Consider the following 25,205-nt stretch of genomic DNA (forward strand, 5'->3'; position numbering starts at 1 on the left):
GGCATGCTCGGGCTGGTCAAGACCGCACTGCTCAAGCCCTACACGTTTATCGTGCTGGCAATTTTCATCTGCATCATCGGGCCCATGGCGGCCCTGCGTACGCCCACCGATGTCTTCCCCGATATCGGCATCCCGGTAGTGGCGGTGGTCTGGCAGTACAACGGCCTGTCGCCCGAGGCCATGGCCGGGCGCGTGATCTACACCTACGAGCGCTCTCTGAGCACCACGGTCAACGACATCGAGCACATCGAATCCCAGTCCCTGCCGGGCATGGGCATCGTCAAGATCTTCTTCCAGCCCGGGGTGGATATCCGCACCGCCAACGCCCAAGTGACGGCGGTGTCACAAACCGTGCTCAAGCAGATGCCGCCGGGCATCACCCCGCCGCTGATCCTCAATTACAGCGCCTCGACGGTGCCGATCCTGCAAATGGCGTTTTCCAGCCCGACCCTGTCCGAGGCGAAGATCCGCGACCTGGTGCAGAACAATATCCGCCTGCCCCTGAGCTCCCTGCCCGGCCTGGCCATGCCCACGCCCATGGGCGGCAAGCAGCGCCAGATCACCCTCGACCTGGACCCCCAAGCCCTGGCGGCCAGAGGCCTGTCGGCGCAGGACGTGGGCAATGCCCTGGCGGCGCAGAACCAGATCATCCCGGTGGGCACCGCCAAGCTCGGCGGCAATGAATACACGGTGCTGCTGAACAACAGCCCCACCGCCATCGAGGAACTCAACGACCTGCCGATCAAGACCGTGGACGGCGCCCTGATCACCATCGGCCAGGTGGCCCACGTGCGCGACGGCTCGCCGCCGCAGACCAATATCGTGCGCGTGGATGGCCGGCGCGCCGTGCTGATGCCGGCCCTGAAGAATGGCAATATCTCCACCCTGTCGATTGTCGACGGCATTCGCGGGATGCTGCCGCGCATCAATGAAACCCTGCCGCCCTCGCTCAAGACTTCGCTGCTGGGGGACGCCTCGGTGTTCGTCAAAAAGTCGGTGGGCAGCGTGGCCCAGGAAGGCATCATTGCCGCCCTGCTGACCAGCGCGATGATCCTGCTGTTTCTCGGCAGCTGGCGCTCGACCCTGATCATCGCCGCCTCGATTCCCCTGGCGGTGCTGGCGGCCATTGCCCTGCTGGCCCTCAGCGGCCAGACCCTGAATGTGATGACCCTGGGCGGCCTGGCCCTGGCGGTGGGGATCCTGGTGGACGATGCCACGGTGACCATCGAAAACATCAACTGGCACCTGGAACAGGGCAAGGCGGTCAAGGTGGCGATCCTCGACGGCGCCAGGCAGATCGTCGGCCCGGCCTTCGTCTCGCTGCTGTGCATCTGCATCGTTTTCGTACCGATGTTTCTGCTGCAAGGCATTGCCGGCTACCTGTTCCGGCCCATGGCCCTGGCGGTGATCTTCGCCATGGCCAGCTCGTTCATCCTCTCGCGGACCCTGGTGCCGACCCTGGCCATGTACCTGCTCAAGCCGCACACGCCGGAAGCAGGCCCCGGGCATCACCCGGAAGATGCTTTCATCAACCATCACGAAGGCGAGCAGCACGCCAAGCCGCGCAACGCCCTGGTGCGTGCCTTGCTGGCTTTCCAGCAGGGTTTCGAGCGGCGCTTCTCCAACGTGCGCGACACCTACCACGGCCTGCTGCACCTGGCCCTGGGCCGGCGCAAGACCTTCATCCTCGGCTTCCTCGCCTGTGTGCTGGCCTCGTTCGCCCTGTTGCCGAGCCTGGGCCAGGACTTCTTCCCGGCCACCGACGCCGGCGCCCTGGCGGTGCATGTGCGACTGCCCCTGGGCACGCGGATCGAGGAAAGCGCGGCGGCCTTCGACCGCATCGAAGCGCGGATCCGCGAAGTGATCCCGGCCGAGCAACTGGACAGCATCATCGACAACATCGGCATCCCTCTGAGCGGCATCGACATGGCCTACAGCAACAGCGGCACCATCGGCCCCCAGGACGGCGAGATCCAGGTCACCCTCAAGCCCGGCCACGGCCCCACCGCCGACTACGGCAAACAGCGGCGCGAAGCCCTGCCGGAAAGCTTTCCCGGCAGCCACTTCGCCGTTTTGCCGGCGGACATCAGCAGCCAGATCCTCAACTTCGGCGCCCCGGCACCGCTGGACGTGAAAGTCTCCGGGCCCGACAACGCGGCCAACCGCGCCTTCGCCGTGGAACTGGAGCGGCGCCTGCAGCATGTGCCGGGCATTGCCGACCTGCGGATCCAGCAGTCCACCGGCTACCCATCGCTGCAAGTCAAGGTTGACCGCCTGCGGGCCAATGGCCTGGGGATCACCGAACGGGACGTGACCAACAGCATGGTGGCCTCCTTGGCCGGCAGTTCCCAGGTGGCACCGACCTTCTGGCTCAACCCGAAAAATGGCGTGTCCTACTCCATCGTCGCCGCCACCCCGCAGTACCGCCTGGACAGCCTGCCGGCCCTGGAGGCGCTGCCGGTCACCGGCAGCAATGGGCAGTCGCAGATCCTCGGCGGCCTGGCGGATATCTCCCGGGTCGAGAGCCCGGCGGTGGTCAGCCACTACAACATCCAGCCGACCCTGGATCTGTATGCGAATGTCCAGGGCCGTGACCTCGGCGCCGTGGCCCATGGCATGCAAAAGGTTCTGGACGACGCCGCCAGCCTGCGGCCCAAAGGTGCCACCGTCAGCCTGCACGGGCAGATCGACGCCCTGCACGAAGCCTTCAGCGGCCTGAGCCTGGGCCTGCTGGGGGCGGTGGTGCTGATCTACCTGCTGATCGTGGTCAACTTCCAGTCCTGGGTCGATCCGTTCGTGATCATCACCGCGCTGCCGGCGGCCCTGGCCGGGATCGTGTGGATGCTATTTCTCAGCGGCACCTCGTTGTCAGTGCCAGCCCTGACCGGCGCCATCCTGTGCATGGGGGTGGCCACCGCCAACTCGATCCTGGTGGTGAGCTTCTGCCGCGAGCGCCTGGCGGAGCACGGCGATGCCCTCAAGGCCGCCCTGGAAGCCGGCTACACGCGGTTTCGCCCGGTGTGCATGACCGCCCTGGCGATGATTATCGGCATGCTGCCCCTGGCCCTTTCCGAGGAACAGAACGCGCCCCTGGGCCGCGCGGTGATCGGCGGGCTGATCCTCGCCACCGTCGCCACCCTGATCTTTGTCCCCGTGGTCTTCAGCCTGGTCCACGGACGTCTCTCCCATCCCGCTGTTGCTGGAGAAAACACCCATGTCGCCTGAGCACACCCCTTCGCGCAAACGCCTGATGCTGCTGGGCATCGGCGGCCTGACCCTGGCCGCCCTGCTGGTGGCCAACGGTCTGGCCGCGCGCACCCGGCACGAGCAGGCCGTGACCGCCTGGACTGAAACCGCGGCTGTGCCGCAGGTGCTGGTATTGCAGCCGCAGCAGAATGTGCTCGGCGACACCCTGCGCCTGCCGGCGCACCTGGAAGCCTGGAGCAAGGCGCCGATCCACGCCCGGGTCAGCGGCTACCTGAAAGACTGGACCCAGGACATCGGGGCCAAGGTCACCGCCGGCCAGGTGCTGGCCCATATCGACAGCCCCGACCTGGACCAGCAAGTGGCTCAGACCCGGGCGCGGATGATCCAGGAACAGGCCAATGCGCGCCTGGCCCAGACCACCGCCGAGCGCTGGCAGAACCTCTTGGCCAGCCACTCGGTGTCGCGCCAGGAGGTCGATGAAAAGCGCTCCAACGCCGCAGCTGCCAAGGCCAATGCCGAGGCGGCCGGCGCCGACTATGCACGGCTTTCGGCACTGGAGGACTACAAGACCATCCGCGCACCGTTCGCCGGCACCATCACCGCGCGCCACACTGACATTGGCCAGTTGATCAAGGCCGACAACGACAGCGACCCGGAGCTGTTCGACCTGGCCGACACCCACAAGCTGCGGCTGTATGTGCCGATCCCGCAGAACTACGCCAGCGTGATTCACCCCGGGCTGGTGGCCCAACTGACCGTGCCCGAGCACCCGGGCCAGCACTTCAGCGCACAACTGGTGGGCGACTCCACCGCCATCGATCCGCGCTCCGGCACCCTGCTGGCGCAGTTTGTCGCGGCCAACCCTGAAGGCGCCCTGATGCCCGGCGACTATGCCGAGGCGACCCTGGCGATCCCGGCCGACACCCATGGCGTCAGCATCCCGGCCAGCGCCCTGATCTTCCGCGCCGCGGGCACCCAGGTGGCGCTGATCGACAGCGCCCGGCACGTGCATCTGCGCAGCATCCATATCGGCCTCGACCTTGGGGAGCGCCTGGTGATCGACCAGGGCCTGACGCCCGTCGACCAGGTCATCGACAACCCGCCGGACGCCCTGCGTGAAGGCGATCTGGTGCAACTGGCGGACGCCGGAGGTACCCATGCGCCCAAGGCTTAAGCCCCTGGCTGTGCTGCTGTTGCTGGGGTTGCACGGCTGCTCGCTGGCGCCCCATTACCAGGCGCCCACCGTCGACCTGCCGGCGCAGTTTCGCGAACAGATCGCGGACGGGCCCTGGCACCCGGCCCATGCGCCCCAGGCGCTGGCCGAACCCTGGTGGCGGCTGTACCAGGACCCGCGCCTGGACAACCTGCAGCAGCGCCTGCTCAAGGCCAACCCGGACCTCGCCGCCGCCCTCGCCCACTACGACGGCGCCCAGGCCTATGCCAGCCAACTGCATGCCGGATTGTTCCCGCAGATCAGCGCCAGTGCCCAACCCCTGCGCCAGAGTCAGTCCGACAGACGACCGCTGCGGGGCAGCACCCAGCCGTCGATCTACAACAGCAACACGGCGGGGTTTTCCCTGAACTTCGACCTCGACCTGTGGGGGCGGATTCGCAATCAGGCCGCAGCCGGCGATGCCCAGGCCCAGGCCTCCGGCGATGACCTGGCGGCCGCGCGCCTGAGCCTGCAACAACAGTTGGCGAACCTCTATGTGCAGCTCGACGGCCTGGATGCCCAGAGCCGGATCTTGAGCAGCTCCCTCGAAGATTACGCCCAGGCCTTGCAACTGACCCGCGACCGCTACCAGGGGCAGATCGCCTCGGAACTGGACCTGACCCGGGCCCAGAGCCAACTGGCCAGCGCCGAGGCCGAACGGGACGAAGTGCGGGCGCAACGCAACCTCACCGAACACGCCATCGGTGAGCTGGTGGGCGAACCGGCCAGCACCTTCAGCCTCGCCCCCTCGTCACAATGGCTGAGCCTGCCGGCCATTCCCGCGCAACTGCCCAGTACCTTGCTGCAACGGCGACCGGACATCGCGGCGGCAGAACGTCGGGTGTATGCGGCCAATGCCGGTATCGGCGTGGCGCGCGCGGCGTGGTACCCGGACTTCAGCCTGACCGGGCTGCTCGGTGGCCAGACCCAGGGCGTGGGGAATCTGCTGGCGGCGGGCAATCGTTACTGGGCGTTGGGGCCGTTGATCAACCTGCCGATCTTCGATGGCGGGCGGCTCAGCGCCAATGAGCGATTGGCCCATGCCGAGTTTGAAGAAGCGGCGGCTCATTACCGGAGCCGAGTGCTCGGGGCGGTGCGCGAGGTGGAGGACAACCTGGGGCAATTGCGCGATTTGCGCCAGGAGGCGCTGGATCAGCAGGCGGCTGTCAATGCGGCCCAGCACACGCAGTTACTGGCCATGAACAGCTATCAAGCGGGGGCCGTCAGCTACCTGGATGTAGTGACAGCGCAGACCGCAGCCTTGCAGGCGCAGCGCAGTTTGCAAGCAGTGCAAACGCGAGAGTTGCAGGCTAGCGTTGGATTGGTGGTGGCGTTGGGTGGCGGGTGGAAAAGCGGCTGAACCCAGCAGGGGTTATGTGTGCTGAGGAAGCTTTTTGTGGCGAGGGAGCTTGCTCCCGCCGGGCCGGGCTGGCGCTCCAGCGCGTAGCGGCCCCAAGACCTAGCGCCTCGGTTTTATGGGTGTACATATCCATTACTGCGGGCGTGGCGCCTATGGATTCCGCTCTTACAGCGGGTCACTTTGGAACAGCCGGAATGCCGGCCCAGTCCAAAGTAACCAAAGGGCTCTTGCCCCACCACTCGGTGCCTCGCCTAGGCTCGGCATGCCCTCCGGCCGGCCTGGACTGGCACCTGCGCGTCCCCGCCCCTCCCCTAAAATCACCGCGCCTTTACTGGCCAGCGCAGCCTATGCCTCGGCAGCGGCCACAGGGCTTGCCTGCCTTGCTTTTGCTTTGGCTGTTGACCTTGCTTTTGATCTTGATCCACCCGCCCCTTCGGCAGGCCGAGTGGAGGTGTTCATCAGGGGATTGGCGCGCAGCGCCCTTCGACGCAGTCGAAGACGTCGCTGGAAGCGATGCCCCCTGAGGGACGCCGGAACGAGGGAACCCGAGCGCAGCGAGTGGCCGTACGCTTGGGGCGAGACCTTTTGGGTACTTTTGGGGCGTTTGCCAAAAGTACCTCGCCGTAAGGGCGAAACCCTAAGCCGCCATCACCGCAGCAACGGATAAGCCCCCAAACCACCGGAAAAGCTAGGCCGACACAACCACTAAAACATCACGCCCAACACCCGGTTGCACCGCCCTGACAACCCCCCTATAGTTCGCCCTCGCGGCAAAATCCGCGAACGACCTTGGCCGGTCGAATATAGGAACGCATCAGCGTCCAAAACATCATTGCAGGCGCTTTTTTTGTGCCTGCAATTTTGTCTCATGGCGGCTGTGCGTGGGACACCTTCGGGTGTGCCGGTTTCCTATAGCCGGTCGGCCAACCCGCGTACAGTTGCCACCCTTAATTCGCTTGGCCGCGAAAGGTGGTAGCTCAATTTATAGGAGCTACACAGATGACTGACCATCACCCCTCCCATTTCACCCCCGTCGACACCCACGACACCGAACACCCAGTGTTCTACATCAACACCCAGGCCCCCCTGAGCGACCTCGCCAGCAGCGCCGCCCACCGCTTCACCGTAGTGCGCGACCTGATGGACAGCCTCTCCAGCCTGCCATTAACAGACATCTCCGATTGCGACCTGACCCGCATCACCCGCAACGTGCACCTGCTAACCCGGGAAGGTTGCGCAGTGCTGGAAATCATCCAATGGCGAGCAGCACAAGAAAGCTGACCCTCGACAAAAAAGCCCATCACCGCGCCTGTACCGGCCAGCGCAGCCTCGTACCTCGCCAGCGGCTACAGCACATATCAAAGCGTTTTAGGACTCCAGAGTTGCACCGCCCGCGCATCCACAGGCTTGGGCAAAAGTTTTTCCTGATAGAAAGCATCAGCAATTTTCTGCTGCTCACCCAAAGCATCAGGCTTCACCACTTCCACCTTGTAAGTGCGCCGACTGTTGGCCAACTCCACAGTCGGCGCATCAAGGTTGCCCCACAGCGGCCCCAGCAATTTCGCCGCGTCCGCCGGGTGCGCCTTGACCCAAGTGCCGGTCTTCTGCAACTCGGCAAACACCTGGTTCAGCACCTCGGGATGGGCCTTGGCGTAATCATTGGAAGCCAGGTAATAGCGGCGATAACTGGCCAGGCCCTGGCCATCGTGCAGCACCCGCGCGCCCTGCTGGCGTTCGGCGCTGGCGACGAAGGGCTCCCAGGTGACCCAGGCGTCGACCTTGTGGGTCTCCAGGGCCGCGCGGCCATCGGCTGGAGTCAGGTACACCGGTTGGATATCGGCGAATGTCAGGCCAACGCTACGCAGCGCCGCGATCAGCAGGTAATGGCTGCCCGCAGCCTTGGTCACCGCAATGCGCTTGCCCTTGAGTTCGGCCAGGGTCTTGAGGGCCGAGTCCTTGGGCACCACGATCGACTGCGCGGCCGGCGATGGGGTTTCGCTGGCGAAATACGTCAGGTTGGCCCCCGCCGCCTGGGCGAATACCGGCACCGTGTCGGCGACGTCGGCGGAGATGTCGACGTTGCCCACATTCAGCGATTCCGCCAGGGGTAAGCCGCTGGTGAACTCATGCCAGGTGACATTGACGCCCTGGGCCGCCAGTTGTTTTTCCAGGGTGCCCTGGGCCTTGAGCACCGCCAACAAGGTCGAGGATTTCTGGTAACCGATGCGCAGGTCGCTATCGGCCTGAGCATTGAGAGCCATGCCCAGCGCCAGGCCGGCCAGAGCGGTGATCGACAAACTACGACGCAAAGCAAAGGGCAGACGCATGGGGGCGGACCTTCTGGAGGACAGGAAAGTCGCTAAAAGCTAATCGATCTAACAAACGGAAAATAAATACTTTTTAAGAATTAGCTTAGGTTCGTGTGGCTGACGGGACCTAACGATCACAGGGCGCCGAACCACCGTACTGAGTTTGCCGCAGGCAGAAATAGCCATTTTTCTTCAGGGTCAGCGGAGCCACGGCACAGGGCAGCACCGCCTGATTGACCTCGATCGACACGCGCTCGCCCTGCAGCTCGTGCGCGTCCAGCCGGAGCTCGCAGCTGCCGGCCTGGTCGCCGCCCAAGTAGCCGATGGTGTTGATCACCCGGTTGTCCAACTTGATCACCAAGGGGTTCTGCGCCGCCGAACACGCGGTGATGCTGGGGTAACTGGCCTTGATGCGCAGATGGTTGTCATCGCCGGTGGCCGCAGGGACCAGGGGAATGAACAGCAGCGACATCAGATGGTGGGACGGCGCGGACGTCACCTTCACATAGAGCGGCTCGGGCCCGCAGGCCAGCTTGAACGAGGTGCCCTCGTTGTACTTGCCGGTGCTGGCGTCCTGCCAACCGCCGAGGCTGTCGGCCTTCCAGTCGTGGCCCCATTTGTAATCGATACAGCCACTCAGGCTCAGGGCCAGGGTCAGACAAAGCGCCATCCTGTGCATAGTCGGCATCCAGTGCGGGAAATTTTGCCAGTGTACGGCAACCTGAAATATGTCGTCGCTGTCGTTAGCCACCGACCGCGTTCGGAGGCTGGTTAACAGCGATGCGCTGGGGTGTCGGGTGTCATCGAGTTGTTGAGGTTCAGCGCAGCCTTGCGCGCTCGGCAGCGGCTACAGGTGAGTGCTGTAGCCGCTGCCGAAAGCTGCGCTGGCCATTGGCGGCGCCGTGGTGAGTCGGACGCCGTTGAGTGGTTGCATGGCGCTAGCGGCGGGTGCCGGCGATGGTGGCGGAGGCCGCCAGCATCGCGCGCAGCAGCACGGCGCAGCCGGCCGCAAGGTCATCAGGAGCAGCGTTTTCGATTTCGTTGTGGCTGATGCCGCCTTCGCAGGGCACGAAGATCATCCCCGCCGGACCCAGTTCGGCGACGAAGATCGCGTCGTGCCCGGCACCGCTGACGATGTCCATATGGGACAGGCCCAAGCCCTGGGCCGCGCCGCGTACCGCTTCGATGCAGTCCGGGTTGAAGTACAGCGGCGGGAAGTCGGCGGTGGGCGTCAGTTCAAAGCTCAGGCCATGCTCCTCGCAGGTGCTGTCGATCACTTGCCGCACCTGGTCAATCATCGAGTCCAGGCGCGCCGGTTCCAGGTGGCGGAAATCCAGGGTCATGCGCACCTCACCCGGGATCACGTTGCGCGAGCCGGGATAGGCTTGCAGGCAACCGACGGTGCCGCAGGCATGAGGTTGGTGCCCCAGGGCTGCGCGGTTGACGGCCGCAACCACCGCCGCCGCGCCGACCAGGGCGTCCTTGCGCAAGTGCATCGGGGTCGGTCCGGCGTGGGCTTCCACCCCGCGCAGCTTGAGGTCGAACCACTTCTGGCCGAGGGCGCCCATGACCACGCCGATGGTCTTGCGCTCGTCCTCGAGGATCGGCCCCTGCTCGATATGGGCCTCGAAATAGGCGCCCACCGGGTGCCCGCTGACCTTGCGCTGGCCGGCGTAGCCGATGGCGTTCAGGGCCTCGCCGACGCTGACCCCGTCGACGTCGGTCTTGGCCAGGGTGTCCTCCAGGGTGAATTTCTCGGCGAACACCCCGGACCCCATCATGCACGGCGGGAAGCGCGAGCCTTCTTCGTTGGTCCACACCACCACTTCCAGCGGTGCCTCGGTTTCCAGCTTGAGGTCGTTGAGGGTGCGCAACACTTCCACCCCGGCCAGCACACCGAAGCAGCCGTCGAACTTGCCGCCGGTGGGCTGGGTGTCGATATGGCTGCCGGTCATCACCGGTGGCAGCCCTGGGTTACGCCCGGGACGGCGGGCGAAGATGTTGCCGATGCCGTCCACCGTGACCGTGCAACCGGCCTCCTCGCACCATTTCACGAACAGGTCCCGGGCCTGGCGATCGAGGTCGGTCAGGGCCAGGCGACAGACCCCGCCCTTGACCGTGGCCCCGAGCCTGGCCAGTTCCATGAGCGACTGCCACAGGCGGTCGCGGTTGATGTGCTGATGGCTGGATTGCAGAACGTCGACGGCAGCGTTCATGGTGATCTCCTCAGGCTTTTTTCTGATTGTGTGGGGCGACCCGAACCCGGGCCGCCTGGACTTCATGCATCACCGCGAGCCAACAGGTGCAGGCTCAAACCGGGGTCTTGGCGGCCACCACCTGGGCATTGCGCAGGCTGCACAGGCCGTAGTAGAGGATGCCGCCCAGGGCCGAACCGGTGAACCAGCCGTAGCTGTAGAACCAGCTGAATGCGTCGCTGCCCAGGGACAGCAGGGTCAGCACCACCGGCACGGCAAAGGCGATAAACCCGTTCCAGTTCCAGGCCGGGTACACGTCATCGCGGTAAAGGCCGGCCAGGTCCAGGCGTTGTTTCTTGATGATGAAATAGTCCACCACCATGATCCCGGCAATCGGCCCCAGCAGGCTGGAATAGCCCAGCAGCCAATTGGAGTACACGGTTTCCAGACTGACGTCGGAGATCAGCAGGCCCAGCTTTTTCAGCAGTTCATGGGCCATCAGGGCCAGGCCCACCAGGCCGGTGAGCAGCACCGCCTTGGTCCGCCCGATCAGCTTCGGCGCCAGGTTCTGGAAGTCATTGGTCGGCGAGACGATGTTGGCCGCGGTGTTGGTGGACAAGGTGGCGATGATGATCAGCGCCATGGCCAGGGCCACCCAGCCCGGGCTCTGGATATGGCCGATCAGGCTCACCGGATCGGACACGGTCACGCCCACCAGTTTCACCGAGGCGGCGGTCATCACCACGCCCAGGGCGGCGAACAGGAACATGGTCAGCGGCAGGCCGAAAATCTGCCCGAGGATCTGGTCTTTCTGGCTTTTGGCGTAGCGGCTGAAGTCGGGAATGTTCAGCGACAGCGTGGCCCAGAACCCGACCATCGCCGTGAGCCCGGCCATGAAGTAACTGGTGACGCTGGCGCCTTCGGGACGCTTGGGCGGGATCGCCAGCAATTCGCTCAACGACACATTGGGCAGGGCCCACACCAGCAGGCCGATGCCCACCGCCACCAGCAGTGGCGCGGACAGGGTTTCCAGCCACTTGATCGACTCGGCCCCGCGCAGCACCACCCACAGGTTGAGGGTCCAGAAGATCATGAAACCGATCACCTCGCCGGTGCCGCCCAGGGCCTTCCAGCCTTCGAAGATCGACCCCAGGAACAGGTGGATCGCCAGCCCGCCGAACATGGTCTGGATGCCGAACCAGCCGCAGGCCACCAGGGCCCGGATCAGGCATGGCACGTTGGAGCCGATGATGCCGAACGACGAGCGCAGCAACACCGGGAACGGAATGCCGTACTTGGTGCCGGCGAAGGCGTTGAGGGTCAGGGGGATCAGCACGATGATGTTGGCCAGCAGGATCGCCAGCAGTGCCTCGCCGACGCTGAGGCCGAAATAGGCGGTCAGTACCCCGCCCAGGGTGTAGGTCGGCACGCAGATCGACATGCCGATCCACAGCGCGGTGATGTGCCATTTGTTCCAGGTGCGTTCATGGACCTTGGTCGGGGCGATGTCGTGGTTATAACGGGGGCTGTCGAGTACGTCGCTGCCGGCGTCCAGCTCATACAAGCCTGCGCGCTCGGTCACTTGAGATCTGTTCTGTTGCATGGCCGCTCCACTGTTCTTTTGATTATTTTTGCTCATCAGGCAGCTGGCGGACGGGACCGCTAGCCGGACGATGGCCGGAGAACTTACGACTTTTAGCGACCGGCCAACCTGTCAGCGGCGGCACTCAATAAGCGTGCCGGATTGTCCATTGACGGTGTTTGGCGACCGTTAAAATCCATGTAAACAACTGATGTTCATCAGTTTTATTCTTATTAACTATCACGTCCCGGGTACTTGCCTGTTCACTCAGGCTTACTGTTCGGCAAGTTGACCGCAACGTCAGGACTCAAACTGGTGCACTGAAACTTATTGCACACTTTTGTTCAGGCCATAAGCCCCCTTCAAGCAGCTGATTTCACATAGGAAATCTTGACCATATTTCGATCCTGTCAAGTGCGTCAAAATGGTGAGGGGCTGCACCATTTTGCAGTTATTTGATTTTATTCGTTTAAATTCAATAACTTAATATAGATATAAGCTTATAAAAAATAATCTTGCTCATTCCAGGAACACCAGCTAGTTTCTATTCCTGACACCGCTGACAGGAATAAACTTGCGCAGCACGGTCGATATAAAACACTTAGAACCGACATAAGTCGGTCATGCCTGCGAGGAACTCGGAATGTCTCTGTTGATCCGTGGCGCCACCGTTATTACCCATGATGAAAGTTATAAAGCCGATGTCTTGTGCGCCGACGGCGTGATCAAGGCCATCGGTAATAACCTGGATATTCCCGCCGGCGTCGACGTGCTCGACGGCAGCGGCCAATACTTGATGCCCGGCGGCATCGACCCCCACACCCACATGCAATTGCCCTTTATGGGTACCGTGGCCAGCGAAGACTTTTTCAGCGGCACCGCGGCGGGTCTGGCGGGGGGAACCACTTCGATCATCGACTTCGTGATTCCCAACCCCCAGCAGTCGTTGCTCGAAGCGTTCCATCAGTGGCGTGGCTGGGCCGAGAAGTCGGCATCCGACTACGGGTTTCACGTGGCCATTACCTGGTGGAGCGAACAGGTGCGCGAAGAAATGGCTGAGTTGGTGAGCCGGCACGGGGTCAACAGCTTCAAGCATTTCATGGCTTACAAGAACGCGATCATGGCTGCCGACGACACCCTGGTGGCGAGCTTCGAACGCTGCCTGGAACTGGGTGCGGTGCCCACCGTGCATGCCGAGAACGGCGAGCTGGTGTATCACCTGCAACGCAAGCTGATGGCCCAGGGCATTACCGGCCCGGAAGCGCACCCGCTGTCGCGGCCCTCGCAGGTCGAAGGCGAAGCCGCCAGTCGCGCCATTCGCATCGCCGAAACCCTGGGCACGCCGCTGTACCTGGTGCACGTTTCGACCAAGGAAGCCCTCGACGAGATCACCTATGCCCGCAGCAAAGGCCAGCCGGTCTACGGTGAAGTGCTGGCCGGGCACCTGTTGCTCGACGACAGCGTGTACCGGCACCCGGACTGGCAGACCGCTGCCGGCTACGTGATGAGCCCGCCCTTCCGCCCTCGCGGCCACCAGGAGGCGCTGTGGCATGGGCTGCAATCGGGCAACCTGCATACCACCGCCACCGACCACTGCTGCTTCTGCGCCGAACAAAAGGCCGCCGGGCGCGACGACTTCAGCAAGATCCCCAACGGCACCGCCGGTATCGAAGACCGCATGGCCGTGCTCTGGGACGAAGGGGTCAATACCGGCCGCCTGTCGATGCAGGACTTTGTGGCCCTGACCTCCACCAACACCGCAAAAATCTTCAACCTCTACCCACGCAAGGGCGCGATCCGTGTCGGCGCCGATGCCGACCTGGTGCTCTGGGACCCGCTAGGCACCCGCACCATTTCCGCCAAGACCCACCACCAGCAGGTCGACTTCAACATCTTCGAAGGCAAGACCGTGCGCGGCGTGCCGAGCCACACCATCAGCCAGGGCAAGTTGCTGTGGGTCGACGGCGATCTGCGGGCCGAACGCGGCGCCGGGCGCTACGTGGAACGCCCACCCTACCCGGCGGTGTTCGACCTGTTGAGCAAGCGCGCCGAAGCCAGCAAGGCGACGGCCGTAGAGCGCTGAGGTCGCGCTGTGGTGGGGGCCGTTGCTATTGCGGTTGCTGCGCCACCGAGCGGGAGCAAGCTCCCTCGCCACAGCAGCGCCCTCGCCACGGTGAACGCGCTGACTACAGTGCGTTCGCCAGCCACTAAAAGCGTCTTTGCCACAGCGCTGTGAAAAAACAATGCCCGTCAGAGGCAATCGAGAAAAAACCGTGAGGCCTTAACCGTGATCAAGACCTTGAACCACTTGCCCCACCCCATCGCAGACAACGCCACCCTGGCCAGTCATTTCACCGACCTGGCGCCGCCGCTGAACGCGCGCCAGGCCCATCTGGAGGCGTCGCGCTGCCTGTATTGCTACGACGCACCTTGCGTCAATGCGTGCCCCAGCGAGATCGATATCCCGTCGTTCATCCGCAATATCCACACCGATAACGTCCAGGGTGCAGCGCAGAAAATCCTCTCGGCCAATATCCTCGGCGGCAGCTGCGCCCGGGTCTGCCCGACGGAAATCCTCTGCCAGCAGGCCTGCGTGCGCAACAACGCCCAGGAGTGCGCGCCGGTGCTGATCGGCCTGCTGCAACGCTACGCCGTGGACAACGCACACTTCAGCCAGCACCCGTTCCAGCGCGCCGCGTCTACCGGCAAGCGCATTGCCGTGGTCGGCGCCGGCCCGGCGGGTCTGGCCTGCGCCCACCGCAGCGCCCTGCATGGGCACGAGGTGGTGATTTTCGAGGCTCGGGAAAAAGCCGGTGGCCTCAACGAATACGGGATCGCCAAATACAAGCTGGTGGATGACTTTGCCCAGCAGGAGCTGGAATTTTTGCTGGGCATCGGCGGCATCGAAATCCGCCATGGGCACACGCTCGGTGACAACCTGAGCCTGACCGAGCTGCACCAGCAGTTCGACTCGGTGTTTCTCGGCCTGGGCCTGGCCGCCAGCAAACAGCTGGGGCTGGCCCACGAAGACGCGCCGGGCATGCTCGCCGCCACCGACTACATCCGCGAATTGCGCCAGGCCGATGACCTCGGCCAATTGCCGGTGGCTGACCGCTGCATCGTACTTGGCGCCGGCAACACCGCCATCGATATGGCGGTGCAGATGGCGCGCCTCGGCGCGAGGGATGTGAACCTGGTGTATCGCCGTGGCCTCGAGGAAATGGGCGCCACCGAACACGAGCAGGACATCGCCAAGGCCAATCAGGTGCGTCTGCTGACCTGGGCCGCGCCGCAGGAGGTGCTGCTGGATGAACAGGGGCAAGTACGCGGCATGCGCTTCGCCCGTACCCGACTGGTGGAGGGCCGGTTGCAGACCACCGGCGAGACCTTTGAACTGGCCGCCGACGGGATATTCAAGGCCATCGGCCAGGCCTTCGACGGCGCAGCCCTGAGCGACCCGCTGGCCCGGGAACTGAAGCGCGCGGGCGAGCGCATCCAGGTGGATGAACAGCTGCGCACCAGCATCCCCGGGGTCTATGCCGGCGGCGACTGCGTCAGCCTCGGCCAGGACCTCACCGTGCAGGCGGTGCAACACGGCAAGCTGGCCGCAGAAGCCATGCATGCCCAACTCATGCTCAATGTGGAGGCTGCGTAAATGGCCGATCTCTCGATTGTCTTCGCCGGCATCAAAGCCCCCAACCCATTCTGGCTGGCCTCGGCGCCCCCCACCGACAAGGCCTATAACGTGGTGCGCGCGTTCGAAGCCGGCTGGGGTGGCGTGGTCTGGAAAACCCTGGGCGAGGACCCGGCAGCGGTCAACGTCTCGTCGCGCTACTCGGCGCATTTCGGGCCCAACCGCGAGGTGATGGGCATCAACAATATCGAGCTGATCACCGACCGCTCCCTGGAAATCAACCTGCGGGAAATCACCCAGGTGAAAAAGGACTGGCCGGACCGGGCGCTGATTGTGTCGCTGATGGTGCCCTGCGTTGAAGAGTCGTGGAAACACATCCTGCCCCTGGTGGAGGCTACCGGCGCCGATGGCATCGAGCTGAATTTCGGCTGCCCCCACGGCATGCCGGAACGGGGCATGGGCGCGGCCGTGGGCCAGGTGCCGGAATACGTCGAGCAGGTGACCCGCTGGTGCAAGACCTATTGCTCGCTGCCGGTGATCGTCAAGCTCACGCCGAACATCACTGACATCCGACTCGCAGCGCGGGCGGCCCACCGTGGAGGAGCGGACGCGGTGTCGTTGATCAACACCATCAACTCCATCACCAGCGTCGACCTGGAACGCATGGTGGCCCACCCCATGGTCGGCAGCCAGAGCACCCACGGCGGCTATTGCGGTTCGGCGGTCAAGCCGATTGCGCTGAACATGGTCGCGGAAATTGCCCGTGACCCGCAGACCCGGGGGCTGCCGATCTGCGGCATTGGCGGCATTGGCAACTGGCGCGATGCGGCGGAATTCGTGGCCCTGGGCTGCGGGGCGGTGCAGGTGTGCACCGCGGCGATGCTGCATGGGTTTCGGATTGTCGAGGAGATGAAGGACGGCCTGTCGCGGTGGATGGACAGCCAGGGCTACAGCAGCCTGCAGGAGTTCTCGGGCAAGGCCGTGGGCAACACCACTGACTGGAAGTACCTGGATATCAACTACCAGGTGATCGCCAAGATCGACCAGGCGGCGTGCATCGGTTGCGGGCGCTGCCACATCGCCTGCGAAGACACCTCGCACCAGGCCATCGCCAGCATCCGGCAGGCGGACGGCACCCATAAATATGAAGTGATCGACGACGAATGCGTGGGCTGCAACCTGTGCCAGATCACCTGCCCGGTGCAGGACTGCATCGAAATGGCCCCCCAGGAAACCGGCAAACCCTTCCTCGACTGGCTGCATGACCCGCGCAACCCGTATTGCGAAGCGGTGTGAGTATGCCAGCCTGAATCCACCTGACCCTCCACGGCGCCCACGCCGGCCAGCGCAACCTCGCAAGCTCGGCAGCGGCTACGACTGTATCCGCTGCCGGAGTTCGGGCCGCGTTCGGACGCTGGGCGTCAAAACCGTCCGACATCCACCTGATACTCCACGGCGCTCACACCGGCCAGCGCAACCTCGCGGGCTCGGCAGTGAGCGGCTACGGAGGCTTCAGGGTTCCAGGCCGATGCCGCGCAGGATGACGCTGGTGACGGTTTGCAGGGCGCGTTCGAATTGCATGTCGGAGAGTGGCTGGTGATCGTTGAGGATCATCACCTGGTGGTCGAAGTCGGCGTAGTGCTGGGTCGAGGCCCAGATCATGTACAGCAGGCTTGAAGGCTCCACCGGCAGGATGCGTTTGTCTTCGACCCACTGGCGGATTTTCGCTTCTTTCATTTTTGCCCAGTCATACAGGCTGGCATCCAGCGCTTCGCCGAGGGTCGGTGCGCCGTGGATGATTTCGTTGGCCCAGACTTTCGATCCGTAGGGCCGGCTGCGGGAGTGGTTCATCTTGGCGCGGATGTAGCTGCTGAGGACCACCCGCGGGTCATCGAACATCTCGAAGCACAGGGCATCCTGTTTCCATACTTCCAGCAGGTCGAACAGCACTGCGCTGTACAGCTCGCTCTTGGTGCTGAAGTAGTAATGCAGGTTGGAGCGCGGCAGTTGCACCTCTTCGGCGATGTCGGCCATGGCCGTGCCGCCATAGCCCTTTTCAGCGAAGACTTTCTCGGCGGCGAGGAGGATTTTTTCAACGTTACTGCGGCGGATTTCGATCTTGTGATTGCCCATGAGGGCTCCCTGAAGACAACGTGGCTCAAGACTAGCATCCGCTCCAGAGCGGGGCGAGGTCTGCTCGGCCACGCAGCCGCCCCTCTCGCCACAACAGGCGAGATTGGGTAGGATCGCCCTCCCATTCATTGGCAGACGCTGCCGCAGTGCCCCGTCCAGACGTTGATTCGCGACCCGGGCACCCGCTCCCTCTGCACGAATGCCGGCCCTGCCCTGTCGCCGGCCATCTGTCCTGTTACCGATGGAACACTCATGACTATTCGCCCACGCAACGCTGCCGACGACCAGCCGCTTGCCGACCTGTGGCAGCGTTCGGTACGCGCCACCCACGACTTCCTTAGCGAAGACGATATCCAGTTGCTCTACCCCCTGGTGCGCGACGCCTACCTGCCGGCCCTCAAGACCTGGCTCTGGCAACACCCCGATGGCAGCCCGGGTGGTTTTATTGCCACCGCGGGCGACAAGGTGGAGATGCTGTTTATCGAACCGGCACAACGCGGCCAGGGCATCGGCCGCCAATTGCTGGATTACGTGCGCGCCCGGCACCCGAGCCTCAGTGTCGACGTCAACCAGCAGAACCCCCAGGCCCACGGCTTTTATCGGCACTACGGTTTCGAAGACATCGGCTGCTCGCCGACCGATGGCGAGGGCCGGCCCTTTCAGATCATCCATATGCGCCTGGCGCAGCGTTGAAAATCCACTGGCCGGCGTTTCATTCGCCGGCCGCTTCGTGCTCTATTGAGCACCCGTCGTCTTCCTCGAAGGTATCCCACGATGCTCCTGAAAAAACTCCTCACCACCAGCGCCCTGCTGGCTTCCCTGTTGGCCGCTTCCTCGGTGTTCGCCCACGCCCATCTACAAGTCAGCACCCCGGCCGCTGATAGTGTGGTGACGTCACCGCAGGCCTTGCGCCTGGTGTTCTCCGAAGGCGTCGAGGCCAGCTTCACCCAGGTCAGCCTGAGCCGGGACGGCGCGCCGGTGGCGCTCAATGGCCTGGCCACCGAAGGCGCGGACAAGAAGACCCTGGTGGTGACCCCGGCCGCCCCGCTGGCGGCAGGCACCTACAAGGTCGACTGGCACGCAGTGTCGGTCGACACCCATAAAAGCGCCGGCAGCTACAGCTTCAAGGTCGGTCAGTAATTCATGTCGAGCCTGCTGGTGCTGTGCCGGTTTGTGCACTTCACGATGGTGTTGATGCTGTTCGGGGCCTGGGTCTTTGGCCCCCTGCTGCTGGGCCGTGGTGATAGCCACCCGGTGCTGCATCGGCGCCTCGCTCGCATCAGCACCGGGCTGGCGACCCTGGCGCTGCTCAGCGGGGTCTGCTGGCTGCTGCTGATCACCGCCAGCATGGCCGATTCCTGGTCGGCGGCGCTGGACCCGGCAACCGTGCAATTGGTGCTGGGCAAGACCTTCTTTGGCCAGGTCTGGTCCTGGCACCTGCTGTTCAATGCCCTGCTGCTGGGGGTGCTGCTGAGCCCCCTGCGCACTCGTCTGCCGCTCAAGCTGAGCCTCGCCGCGCTGCTGTTGGCAACCCTGGCCCCGGTGGGCCACGGCGCCATGCTCGATGGGCTGGCGGGCCAGTTGCTGATCCTCAATCAGATCGTGCATTTGAGTTGCGTCGGGGTCTGGCTCGGCGGGCTGATGCTGTTGTCGTTACTGTTGCTGCAGCCGAACCCCACCGCGATGGAAGGGGTTCTAAGGCGCTTCAGCGGCGTGGGTTACGCCCTGGTGGCGGGCTTGCTGCTCAGTGGCCTGATCAATGTCCGGGTGTTGACCGGGCACTGGTGGCCGACGCCGCTGTTCAGCGGCTTCGCCCTGATTCTGCTGATCAAGGCACTGCTGGTGTCGGCCATGCTGGGCCTGGCGCTGCTGCACCGCCTGCGCCTGCCTGGCTGCGACCAGCGCCTGGGGGCGCTGCGCAATAGCGTGCTGCTGGAGTGGCTGCTGGGGGTCGCGGCCGTGGCCGCCGTTTCCCTGTTGGGCACCCTGCCGCCGATGCAGGCGGTGTAGGCCGCACAACCTGTTCACGCTCCCGGGGAGCTTTTAACGCTCAATGGGCCACGCGCAAACAGGTTCTCAGGGCGTGACCGAGGTATCGATACTCACCACCACCGACATCCCCGGGCGCAGGCGCTGGCTTTCAGCCTGGTCCGGGTCGACGGTGATGCGCACCGGCACCCGCTGGGCGATCTTGACGAAGTTGCCGGTGGCGTTATCGGCTTGCAGCAGGCTGAACTCCGAGCCGGTGGCCGGGGAAATCCGCTGCACCCGGCCGGTGAATTTGCGATGGTTCAAGGCGTCCACGGTGAAACTCGCCGGCTGGCCGATGCGCACGCTGTCCATCTGGGTCTCTTTCATGTTGGCGATGATCCACAGCTGGTTCGGCACCAGCGCCATCAACTGCGCGCCGGAATTGACGTAGGCCCCCAGGCGCACGCCGATCTGGCCCAACTGGCCGTCGCGCGGCGCGAGGATCCGGGTGTTGGACAAGTCGATCCGCGCTAGTTGCACCGCCGCTTCGGCGCTGGCGACCGCCGCCTCCAGCGAGCCACGGTTGACGATCACCGTCTGCAGGTCCTGGCGCGCGATTTCCAGGGATGCCTGGGCCTGGGCCACGGCGGCGATGGTCTGGGCGTTGGCGGCGCGGGTCACGTCCAGCTCGCGCTGGGACACCGACCCGTCGCTGACCAACGCCTGGTTGCGCCGCAGGTCGGCCGCGCTTTTTTGCGCCTGGGCCTGGCTGTCGGCCAGGGCCGCCTGGCGCAGCTTGATGGTGGCCTCGGCGCTGTTGCGCTGCTGCACCACATTGGCCAGGGCGGCTTTCTGCACCGCCAGCTGGGCCAGAGACTGATCCAGGCGCTGCTGGTAGATGCGGTCATCCAGGCGCACCAGCAGGTCGCCAGCCTTGACGAACTGGAAGTCCTGCACCGGCACTTCGAACACATAGCCGCTCAACTGCGGGCCGATGATGGTCACCTGACCACGCACCAGGGCGTTCTCGGTGGTTTCCACGGCGCTGCCGAACGGTGGCAACTGCCAGGCATAGAGCACGATCGCCACGCCGACAATGGCGATGGCGGCAAAGCCCAGGGACGAGATGATCCGCACCCGCAACGAGCGCGGCTCGGTCACCGGGGTCGGGGTCGACGGCGGCGCCGTGCCTTCCGGGGTCGAAGCGATGGCATTGGTGGTCGTGGTGGTCGGTTCGCTCATGAAGAAGGGGCACCGTTGGGTTGAACGGGAGCCGGGCCGGCAGGCGCGGCGGCTTTGGTGGTGCTCATCAGCCACAGGCTGCGAATGAAGATCCAGATCATGGTCAGCACGGCAATCACCGCGATCAGCATGAACACATCGTTATAGGCCAGCACATTGGCTTCGCGGGTGGCGGCGGTGGCCAGGCTGCGAATGCCCTGCAGGGTGCGCTGGTCGGGATCGGCGATCACCCCGCCGACCGCCGAGCCGCCGCTTTGCACCCGCGCCAGGACCCGGGGGTCGAGCAGGGTCAGGTGTTCGACGATATGGCTGGAGTGGAACTTCTCGCGCACGATCTGGAAGGTGCCGAGCAAGGCGGCGCCAATCAGCCCGCCGAGGTTCTGGCAGATGCCGAACAGCACCGAGAAACTCACCAGGTTGCGCGGGTTGGTCAGCACGTTGCGGGTGCCCAGGACCATGGTCGGGCCGAGGAAAAACGTGCCGCCGAAGGCCAGCAGAAACTGGCTGAAGTACATGTTGGCCGGGCGCGTCAGGTTGTTGGAGAAGCTGTCCATCACCGAGCCCGTGGCCATCAGTGCCAGGGAGATGATCAGCGGCATCAGCAGATGCGACGGGTTGATGGTCAGGGCGCTGGTGGCCAGCCCGGCGATGCTGCCCAGCAGCATCACGCCGTAGAGCATGCGCATCTGCTGGCTGCTCATGTTCAGCGCCTGCAGAAAGCCCACGGCACCGGTGGACTGCTCCGACAGCACCATGCGGATCAGTATCACCGCCAGGGCCAGGCGGATAATCGCCCCGCTGCCCAACCAGCGGGTCATCAGCATCGGGTTGCTGCGGTTATGTTCGATGCACAGGCCGGCCATGATCAGCACGATGGAACCGGCCGAGGCGACGCCGATCCACGGCGCTTCCAGCCACCAGTCAATGCGCCCCAGGGACAGCACCGCACACAGCAGCGCCACACCACTGGCCAGCAGGGCAAAGGTCAGGAAATCGAGTTTTTCAAAGGTCTTGAAGCGGTCGCCCGGCGGCAGCTTGAGCAGCAGCACACAGCCCAGCGACGTCAGGGCCAGGCCCAGTTCGAACAGGTACAACCCGCGCCATTCGGCGATTTGCAGCAAGTCTTCGGAAAACAGCCGGGCCAGGGGCAAGGCCAGTTGCGAAGTGCCCAGGCCCAGGACCAGGGCTTTGAGGCGCCACTTCGCGGGGAAGGCCTGGATCATGTAGTACAGGCCCAGGGAACTCAGGGCCGCGCCGACCATGCCGTGGGCCGCGCGCACGGCGATGGCCGAGTTCAGGTCGTTGACGAACAGATGGCCGAAGGTCACCAGGGCGTAGAGCACCAGGAACACCTCGGTAAAGGCCCGCAGACCGAATTGCTGGCGAAACTTCACCAGCAGCAGGTTCATCGAGACGTTGGTCATGACGTAGGCCGCGGGCAGCCAGGCCATTTCGGCGGTGGTCGCCCCGAGGGCGCCTTGCAGGTACGGCAGGTTGGCGATCACCAGGGAGTTGCCCAGGCCACCGGTCAGCGCCACCAGCAAGCCGACCAGGGCATACGCCAGGCGCTTGCGGTTGGAGTGCAGCGGTGTCGAGGGCGAGCCGGGCAAGCTGGGCTTTTCGTGGGGCTGCCAGTTGCGCGGGACGTAGTGATCCATTCAATGACCTTGTGCGGGCGTACGGTGACTCGATCAAGCCGGAAACTGCCAGGCAGTGTGCCGCAAAAGTACCGCGGGCTGGCAAGTACCTCGGCGTTTTTTGTGGGGAGCGCTACAGATCGGCGCGTAGCCGCTGCCGAGGCACGAGGCTGCGCTGGCCATGGGCAGCCCCGGCACTCCTTCAGGTGCCCCGGCGAAACTCGGATTGGCCGTTGACAAGCCGCCACAGCGCTGTAAATAATCCGCCAATGTCGTACGACAACGTATGACAATGCCAACAATAACAATAAAACGGAGCCTCACCTGTGACGACACTCGCCCGTCTGTTTGCCCGTTCGCCCACGCCCCAGACCCTCGCCCTGTACAGCTGCGCCGCCCTGACCCTGGCCATGCCCCTGTGCAGCCAGGCCGAAGGTTTTCTCGATGACACCAAGGCCACGCTGAACCTGCGCAACGCCTACTTCAATCGCAACTTCACCAACCCCGCGTACCCCCAGGGCAAGGCCGAGGAATGGACCCAGAGCTTCATCCTCGACGCCAAGTCCGGGTTTACCCAGGGCACCGTCGGCTTCGGCCTGGACGTACTGGGGATGTACTCGGTCAAGCTCGACGGCGGCAAAGGCACCGGCGGCACCCAGTTGCTGCCCCTGGACCGTGACGGGCGTCCGGCCGACAACTTCGGCCGCCTGGGCGTGGCGCTCAAGGCCAAGCTGTCGCAAACCGAATTGAAGGTCGGGGAATGGATGCCGGTGTTGCCGATCCTGCGCTCCGACGATGGTCGCTCACTGCCGCAGACCTTCCGCGGCGGCCAGGTCACCTCCAGGGAAATCGACGGCCTGACGCTCTACGGCGGCCAGTTCCGCGGCAACAGCCCGCGCAACGACTCGAGCATGGAAGACATGTTCATGCAGGGTAAAACCGCTTTCACCTCGGACCGCTTCAACTTCGGCGGCGGCGAATACACCTTCAACGACAAGCGCACCCAGGTCGGCCTGTGGTATGCCGAGCTCACTGATATCTATCAGCAGCAGTACCTCAATCTGACCCACACCCAGCCCCTGGGCGACTGGACCCTGGGTGCCAACCTCGGTTACTTCATCGGCAAGGAAGACGGCAGTGCCCTGGCCGGCGACCTCGACAACAAGACCGCGTTCGCCCTGCTCTCGGCCAAATACGGCGGCAGCACCTTGTATGTCGGCCTGCAAAAGCTCACCGGCGACAGCGCCTGGATGCGGGTCAACGGCACCAGCGGCGGCACTCTGGCCAACGACAGTTACAACGCCAGTTACGACAACGCCCGGGAGAAATCCTGGCAACTGCGCCATGACTACAACTTCGCCGCCCTCGGCGTGCCCGGCCTGACCCTGATGAACCGCTACATCAGCGGCGACAACGTGCACACCGGGGCCATCACCGACGGCAAGGAATGGGGCCGCGAGTCGGAACTGGCCTACACCGTGCAGAGCGGTGCCTTGAAGAACCTCAACCTGAAATGGCGCAACGCAAGCATCCGCCGCGACTACAGCACCAACGAGTTCGACGAGAATCGGATATTCATCAGTTATCCGCTCTCCCTGCTCTAAAGCGCGGAAAGGTCGAGAAGAACAGCTGTAGCCACTACCGAGGAACGAGGCTGCGCTTGCCCTTGAGTACGCCGTCTTACATCCGGAAGAAATGCGGCGATTTCGAAGGCCAGCGTCCGAACGCAGCCCGAGCCTGCGGCAGCGGCTACAGCGGCGACCGGTAACAAAAGGCCACAGCTTTTTCGCGATCAGGCGTTGACAAAGGCCCCTTCAGATAACGAAACTCCGAAAAAGTCATACGACAACCTACAACAATTTCAAGCAACGATCATTGATCAGGGTTTTCCATGAACAGCACCCCCTCCCCGCGCAAACCCTTCAATCGCCTGCTGCTCACCGGCGCCGCCGGCGGCCTGGGCAAGGTCCTGCGCGAAAGCCTGCGGCCTTACGCTGAAGTCCTGCGGCTGTCGGACATCGGCGAAATGGCCCCGGCCGCCGGCCCCCAGGAAGAAGTGGTGCACTGCGACCTGGCAGACAAGCAGGCCGTGCATCAGTTGGTCGAAGGCGTCGACGCGATCCTGCACTTTGGCGGGGTCTCGGTGGAGCGGCCGTTCGAGGAGATTCTCGGGGCCAACATCTGCGGGGTCTTTCACATCTATGAAGCGGCGCGCCGCCATGGGGTGAAGCGCGTGATCTTCGCCAGTTCCAACCACGTGATCGGTTTCTACCAGCAGGACCAGAAGATCGACGCCCACTCCCCGCGCCGCCCGGACAGCTACTACGGCCTGTCCAAGTCCTATGGCGAAGACATGGCGAGTTTCTACTTCGACCGCTACGGCATCGAGACCGTAAGCATCCGCATCGGCTCCTCGTTCGCCGAACCGCAGAACCGCCGGATGATGAGCACCTGGCTCAGCTTCGGCGACCTCACCCAACTCCTCGAATGCGCGCTGTACACGCCGAATGTCGGCCACACCGTGGTCTATGGCGTGTCCGACAACCACAACGTCTGGTGGGACAACCACCTGGCCAGCGCCCTGGGGTACGCCCCCCGCGACAGCTCCGAAGTGTTCCGGGCCAAAGTCGAGGCCCTGCCGCTGCCGGCGGCCGACGACCCGGCGCGGATCTACCAGGGTGGCGCATTTGTCGCGTCCGGCCCGTTCGACGACTGATCCACA

At 64.2% G+C, this 25,205-nt stretch carries 19 protein-coding genes; 12 read left to right on the forward strand and 7 right to left on the reverse strand.

The annotated features are described in order from the left end of the window. The first annotated feature begins 3 nt into the window (after positions 1-3). From MF4836_RS18545 to MF4836_RS18565, 4 genes are all read left to right on the forward strand, one after another. Positions 4-3,225 carry an efflux RND transporter permease subunit gene (locus MF4836_RS18545; protein ID WP_078471497.1) on the forward strand — a complete coding sequence of 1,074 codons (3,222 nt, stop codon included), beginning with the start codon at positions 4-6 and terminating at the stop codon, positions 3,223-3,225. Next, complete coding sequence (locus MF4836_RS18550) at positions 3,215-4,381, forward strand: efflux RND transporter periplasmic adaptor subunit (protein WP_078471498.1); 1,167 nt, start codon at positions 3,215-3,217, stop codon at positions 4,379-4,381. Before MF4836_RS18545 ends, MF4836_RS18550 begins: the two co-directional genes overlap by 11 nt. Beyond that, positions 4,365-5,780 (forward strand): efflux transporter outer membrane subunit, encoded by a 1,416-nt coding sequence (locus tag MF4836_RS18555; protein ID WP_078471499.1) that lies wholly within the window; start codon positions 4,365-4,367, stop codon positions 5,778-5,780. Before MF4836_RS18550 ends, MF4836_RS18555 begins: the two co-directional genes overlap by 17 nt. A 999-nt stretch (positions 5,781-6,779) precedes the next feature. Then, complete coding sequence (locus tag MF4836_RS18565; protein ID WP_078471501.1) at positions 6,780-7,061, forward strand: hypothetical protein; 282 nt, start codon at positions 6,780-6,782, stop codon at positions 7,059-7,061. 77 nt (positions 7,062-7,138) lie between these two features. Here the strand turns inward: MF4836_RS18565 and MF4836_RS18570 are convergent, their stop codons facing one another. From MF4836_RS18570 to MF4836_RS18585, 4 genes are all read right to left on the reverse strand, one after another. After that, entirely contained in the window at positions 7,139-8,107 is a 969-nt protein-coding gene (locus tag MF4836_RS18570) for an aliphatic sulfonate ABC transporter substrate-binding protein (RefSeq protein WP_078471502.1), read from the reverse strand. A 109-nt stretch (positions 8,108-8,216) separates the two neighbouring features. Beyond that, positions 8,217-8,768: a hypothetical protein gene (locus tag MF4836_RS18575; RefSeq protein WP_238596157.1), complete on the reverse strand. Its 552-nt coding sequence runs from the start codon at positions 8,766-8,768 to the stop codon at positions 8,217-8,219. Between the two features lie 259 nt (positions 8,769-9,027). Beyond that, positions 9,028-10,305, reverse strand: a complete 1,278-nt coding sequence (locus MF4836_RS18580) for a Zn-dependent hydrolase (protein ID WP_078471504.1) — start codon at positions 10,303-10,305, stop codon at positions 9,028-9,030. A gap of 94 nt (positions 10,306-10,399) precedes the next feature. Then, positions 10,400-11,887 carry an NCS1 family nucleobase:cation symporter-1 gene (locus tag MF4836_RS18585; protein ID WP_078471505.1) on the reverse strand — a complete coding sequence of 496 codons (1,488 nt, stop codon included), beginning with the start codon at positions 11,885-11,887 and terminating at the stop codon, positions 10,400-10,402. A gap of 622 nt (positions 11,888-12,509) precedes the next feature. Between MF4836_RS18585 and hydA the strand changes: the two genes are divergently transcribed. The 3 genes from hydA (at position 12,510) to preA (ending at position 16,796) form a co-directional block, all read left to right on the forward strand. After that, positions 12,510-13,949, forward strand: coding sequence for a dihydropyrimidinase (hydA, locus tag MF4836_RS18590; protein WP_078471506.1), 1,440 nt, complete (start codon positions 12,510-12,512; stop codon positions 13,947-13,949). A 204-nt stretch (positions 13,950-14,153) separates the two neighbouring features. Continuing rightward, on the forward strand, positions 14,154-15,521 hold the full coding sequence (locus MF4836_RS18595; protein ID WP_078471507.1) for an NAD(P)-dependent oxidoreductase: 1,368 nt from the start codon (positions 14,154-14,156) through the stop codon (positions 15,519-15,521). Beyond that, positions 15,522-16,796: an NAD-dependent dihydropyrimidine dehydrogenase subunit PreA gene (preA, locus tag MF4836_RS18600; protein WP_078471508.1), complete on the forward strand. Its 1,275-nt coding sequence runs from the start codon at positions 15,522-15,524 to the stop codon at positions 16,794-16,796. A 216-nt stretch (positions 16,797-17,012) separates the two neighbouring features. On the opposite strand, the gene MF4836_RS18605 is transcribed toward preA, so the two are convergent. Continuing rightward, positions 17,013-17,633 (reverse strand): TetR/AcrR family transcriptional regulator, encoded by a 621-nt coding sequence (locus MF4836_RS18605; RefSeq protein ID WP_020300563.1) that lies wholly within the window; start codon positions 17,631-17,633, stop codon positions 17,013-17,015. Positions 17,634-17,885: 252 nt separating this feature from the next. Between MF4836_RS18605 and MF4836_RS18610 the strand changes: the two genes are divergently transcribed. The 3 genes from MF4836_RS18610 (at position 17,886) to copD (ending at position 19,643) form a co-directional block, all read left to right on the forward strand. Continuing rightward, the gene (locus tag MF4836_RS18610; RefSeq protein WP_078471509.1) at positions 17,886-18,326 is read left to right on the forward strand and encodes a GNAT family N-acetyltransferase; all 441 of its coding nucleotides are present in this window, start codon (positions 17,886-17,888) and stop codon (positions 18,324-18,326) included. An 81-nt stretch (positions 18,327-18,407) separates the two neighbouring features. Beyond that, the gene (gene copC / locus MF4836_RS18615; RefSeq protein ID WP_078471510.1) at positions 18,408-18,773 is read left to right on the forward strand and encodes a copper homeostasis periplasmic binding protein CopC; all 366 of its coding nucleotides are present in this window, start codon (positions 18,408-18,410) and stop codon (positions 18,771-18,773) included. A 3-nt stretch (positions 18,774-18,776) separates the two neighbouring features. Further along, positions 18,777-19,643 (forward strand): copper homeostasis membrane protein CopD, encoded by an 867-nt coding sequence (gene copD / locus MF4836_RS18620; RefSeq protein ID WP_078471511.1) that lies wholly within the window; start codon positions 18,777-18,779, stop codon positions 19,641-19,643. Between the two features lie 66 nt (positions 19,644-19,709). Here copD and MF4836_RS18625 read toward each other — a convergent pair whose 3' ends face one another. Together MF4836_RS18625 and MF4836_RS18630 are read right to left on the reverse strand one after the other, a co-directional pair. Further along, the gene (locus MF4836_RS18625; protein ID WP_078471512.1) at positions 19,710-20,846 is read right to left on the reverse strand and encodes an HlyD family secretion protein; all 1,137 of its coding nucleotides are present in this window, start codon (positions 20,844-20,846) and stop codon (positions 19,710-19,712) included. After that, positions 20,843-22,504: an MFS transporter gene (locus MF4836_RS18630; protein WP_078471513.1), complete on the reverse strand. Its 1,662-nt coding sequence runs from the start codon at positions 22,502-22,504 to the stop codon at positions 20,843-20,845. Before MF4836_RS18630 ends, MF4836_RS18625 begins: the two co-directional genes overlap by 4 nt. A 305-nt stretch (positions 22,505-22,809) precedes the next feature. Here MF4836_RS18630 and MF4836_RS18635 point away from each other — a divergent pair, with 305 nt between their 5' ends. Both MF4836_RS18635 and MF4836_RS18640 read left to right on the forward strand, forming a co-directional pair. Further along, entirely contained in the window at positions 22,810-24,087 is a 1,278-nt protein-coding gene (locus tag MF4836_RS18635) for an OprD family porin (RefSeq protein ID WP_102047924.1), read from the forward strand. 287 nt (positions 24,088-24,374) lie between these two features. Then, entirely contained in the window at positions 24,375-25,199 is an 825-nt protein-coding gene (locus MF4836_RS18640; protein WP_078471514.1) for an NAD-dependent epimerase/dehydratase family protein, read from the forward strand. The last annotated feature ends 6 nt before the right edge of the window (positions 25,200-25,205 follow it).

This window comes from Pseudomonas sp. MF4836 (genome assembly GCF_002018875.1).
GTDB lineage: Bacteria > Pseudomonadota > Gammaproteobacteria > Pseudomonadales > Pseudomonadaceae > Aquipseudomonas.

What these genes read in the sequence shown, in the direction of transcription:
- MF4836_RS18545 (WP_078471497.1), top strand. Translation starts at nt 4, where the DNA reads ATGCTCGGGCTGGTCAAGACCGCACTGCTCAAGCCCTACACGTTTATC.
- MF4836_RS18550 (WP_078471498.1), top strand. Translation starts at nt 3,215, where the DNA reads ATGTCGCCTGAGCACACCCCTTCGCGCAAACGCCTGATGCTGCTGGGC.
- MF4836_RS18555 (WP_078471499.1), top strand. Translation starts at nt 4,365, where the DNA reads ATGCGCCCAAGGCTTAAGCCCCTGGCTGTGCTGCTGTTGCTGGGGTTG.
- MF4836_RS18565 (WP_078471501.1), top strand. Translation starts at nt 6,780, where the DNA reads ATGACTGACCATCACCCCTCCCATTTCACCCCCGTCGACACCCACGAC.
- MF4836_RS18570 (WP_078471502.1), bottom strand. Translation starts at nt 8,107, where the DNA reads ATGCGTCTGCCCTTTGCTTTGCGTCGTAGTTTGTCGATCACCGCTCTG.
- MF4836_RS18575 (WP_238596157.1), bottom strand. Translation starts at nt 8,768, where the DNA reads ATGCACAGGATGGCGCTTTGTCTGACCCTGGCCCTGAGCCTGAGTGGC.
- MF4836_RS18580 (WP_078471504.1), bottom strand. Translation starts at nt 10,305, where the DNA reads ATGAACGCTGCCGTCGACGTTCTGCAATCCAGCCATCAGCACATCAAC.
- MF4836_RS18585 (WP_078471505.1), bottom strand. Translation starts at nt 11,887, where the DNA reads ATGCAACAGAACAGATCTCAAGTGACCGAGCGCGCAGGCTTGTATGAG.
- hydA (WP_078471506.1), top strand. Translation starts at nt 12,510, where the DNA reads ATGTCTCTGTTGATCCGTGGCGCCACCGTTATTACCCATGATGAAAGT.
- preA (WP_078471508.1), top strand. Translation starts at nt 15,522, where the DNA reads ATGGCCGATCTCTCGATTGTCTTCGCCGGCATCAAAGCCCCCAACCCA.
- MF4836_RS18605 (WP_020300563.1), bottom strand. Translation starts at nt 17,633, where the DNA reads ATGGGCAATCACAAGATCGAAATCCGCCGCAGTAACGTTGAAAAAATC.
- MF4836_RS18610 (WP_078471509.1), top strand. Translation starts at nt 17,886, where the DNA reads ATGACTATTCGCCCACGCAACGCTGCCGACGACCAGCCGCTTGCCGAC.
- copC (WP_078471510.1), top strand. Translation starts at nt 18,408, where the DNA reads ATGCTCCTGAAAAAACTCCTCACCACCAGCGCCCTGCTGGCTTCCCTG.
- copD (WP_078471511.1), top strand. Translation starts at nt 18,777, where the DNA reads ATGTCGAGCCTGCTGGTGCTGTGCCGGTTTGTGCACTTCACGATGGTG.
- MF4836_RS18625 (WP_078471512.1), bottom strand. Translation starts at nt 20,846, where the DNA reads ATGAGCGAACCGACCACCACGACCACCAATGCCATCGCTTCGACCCCG.
- MF4836_RS18630 (WP_078471513.1), bottom strand. Translation starts at nt 22,504, where the DNA reads ATGGATCACTACGTCCCGCGCAACTGGCAGCCCCACGAAAAGCCCAGC.
- MF4836_RS18640 (WP_078471514.1), top strand. Translation starts at nt 24,375, where the DNA reads ATGAACAGCACCCCCTCCCCGCGCAAACCCTTCAATCGCCTGCTGCTC.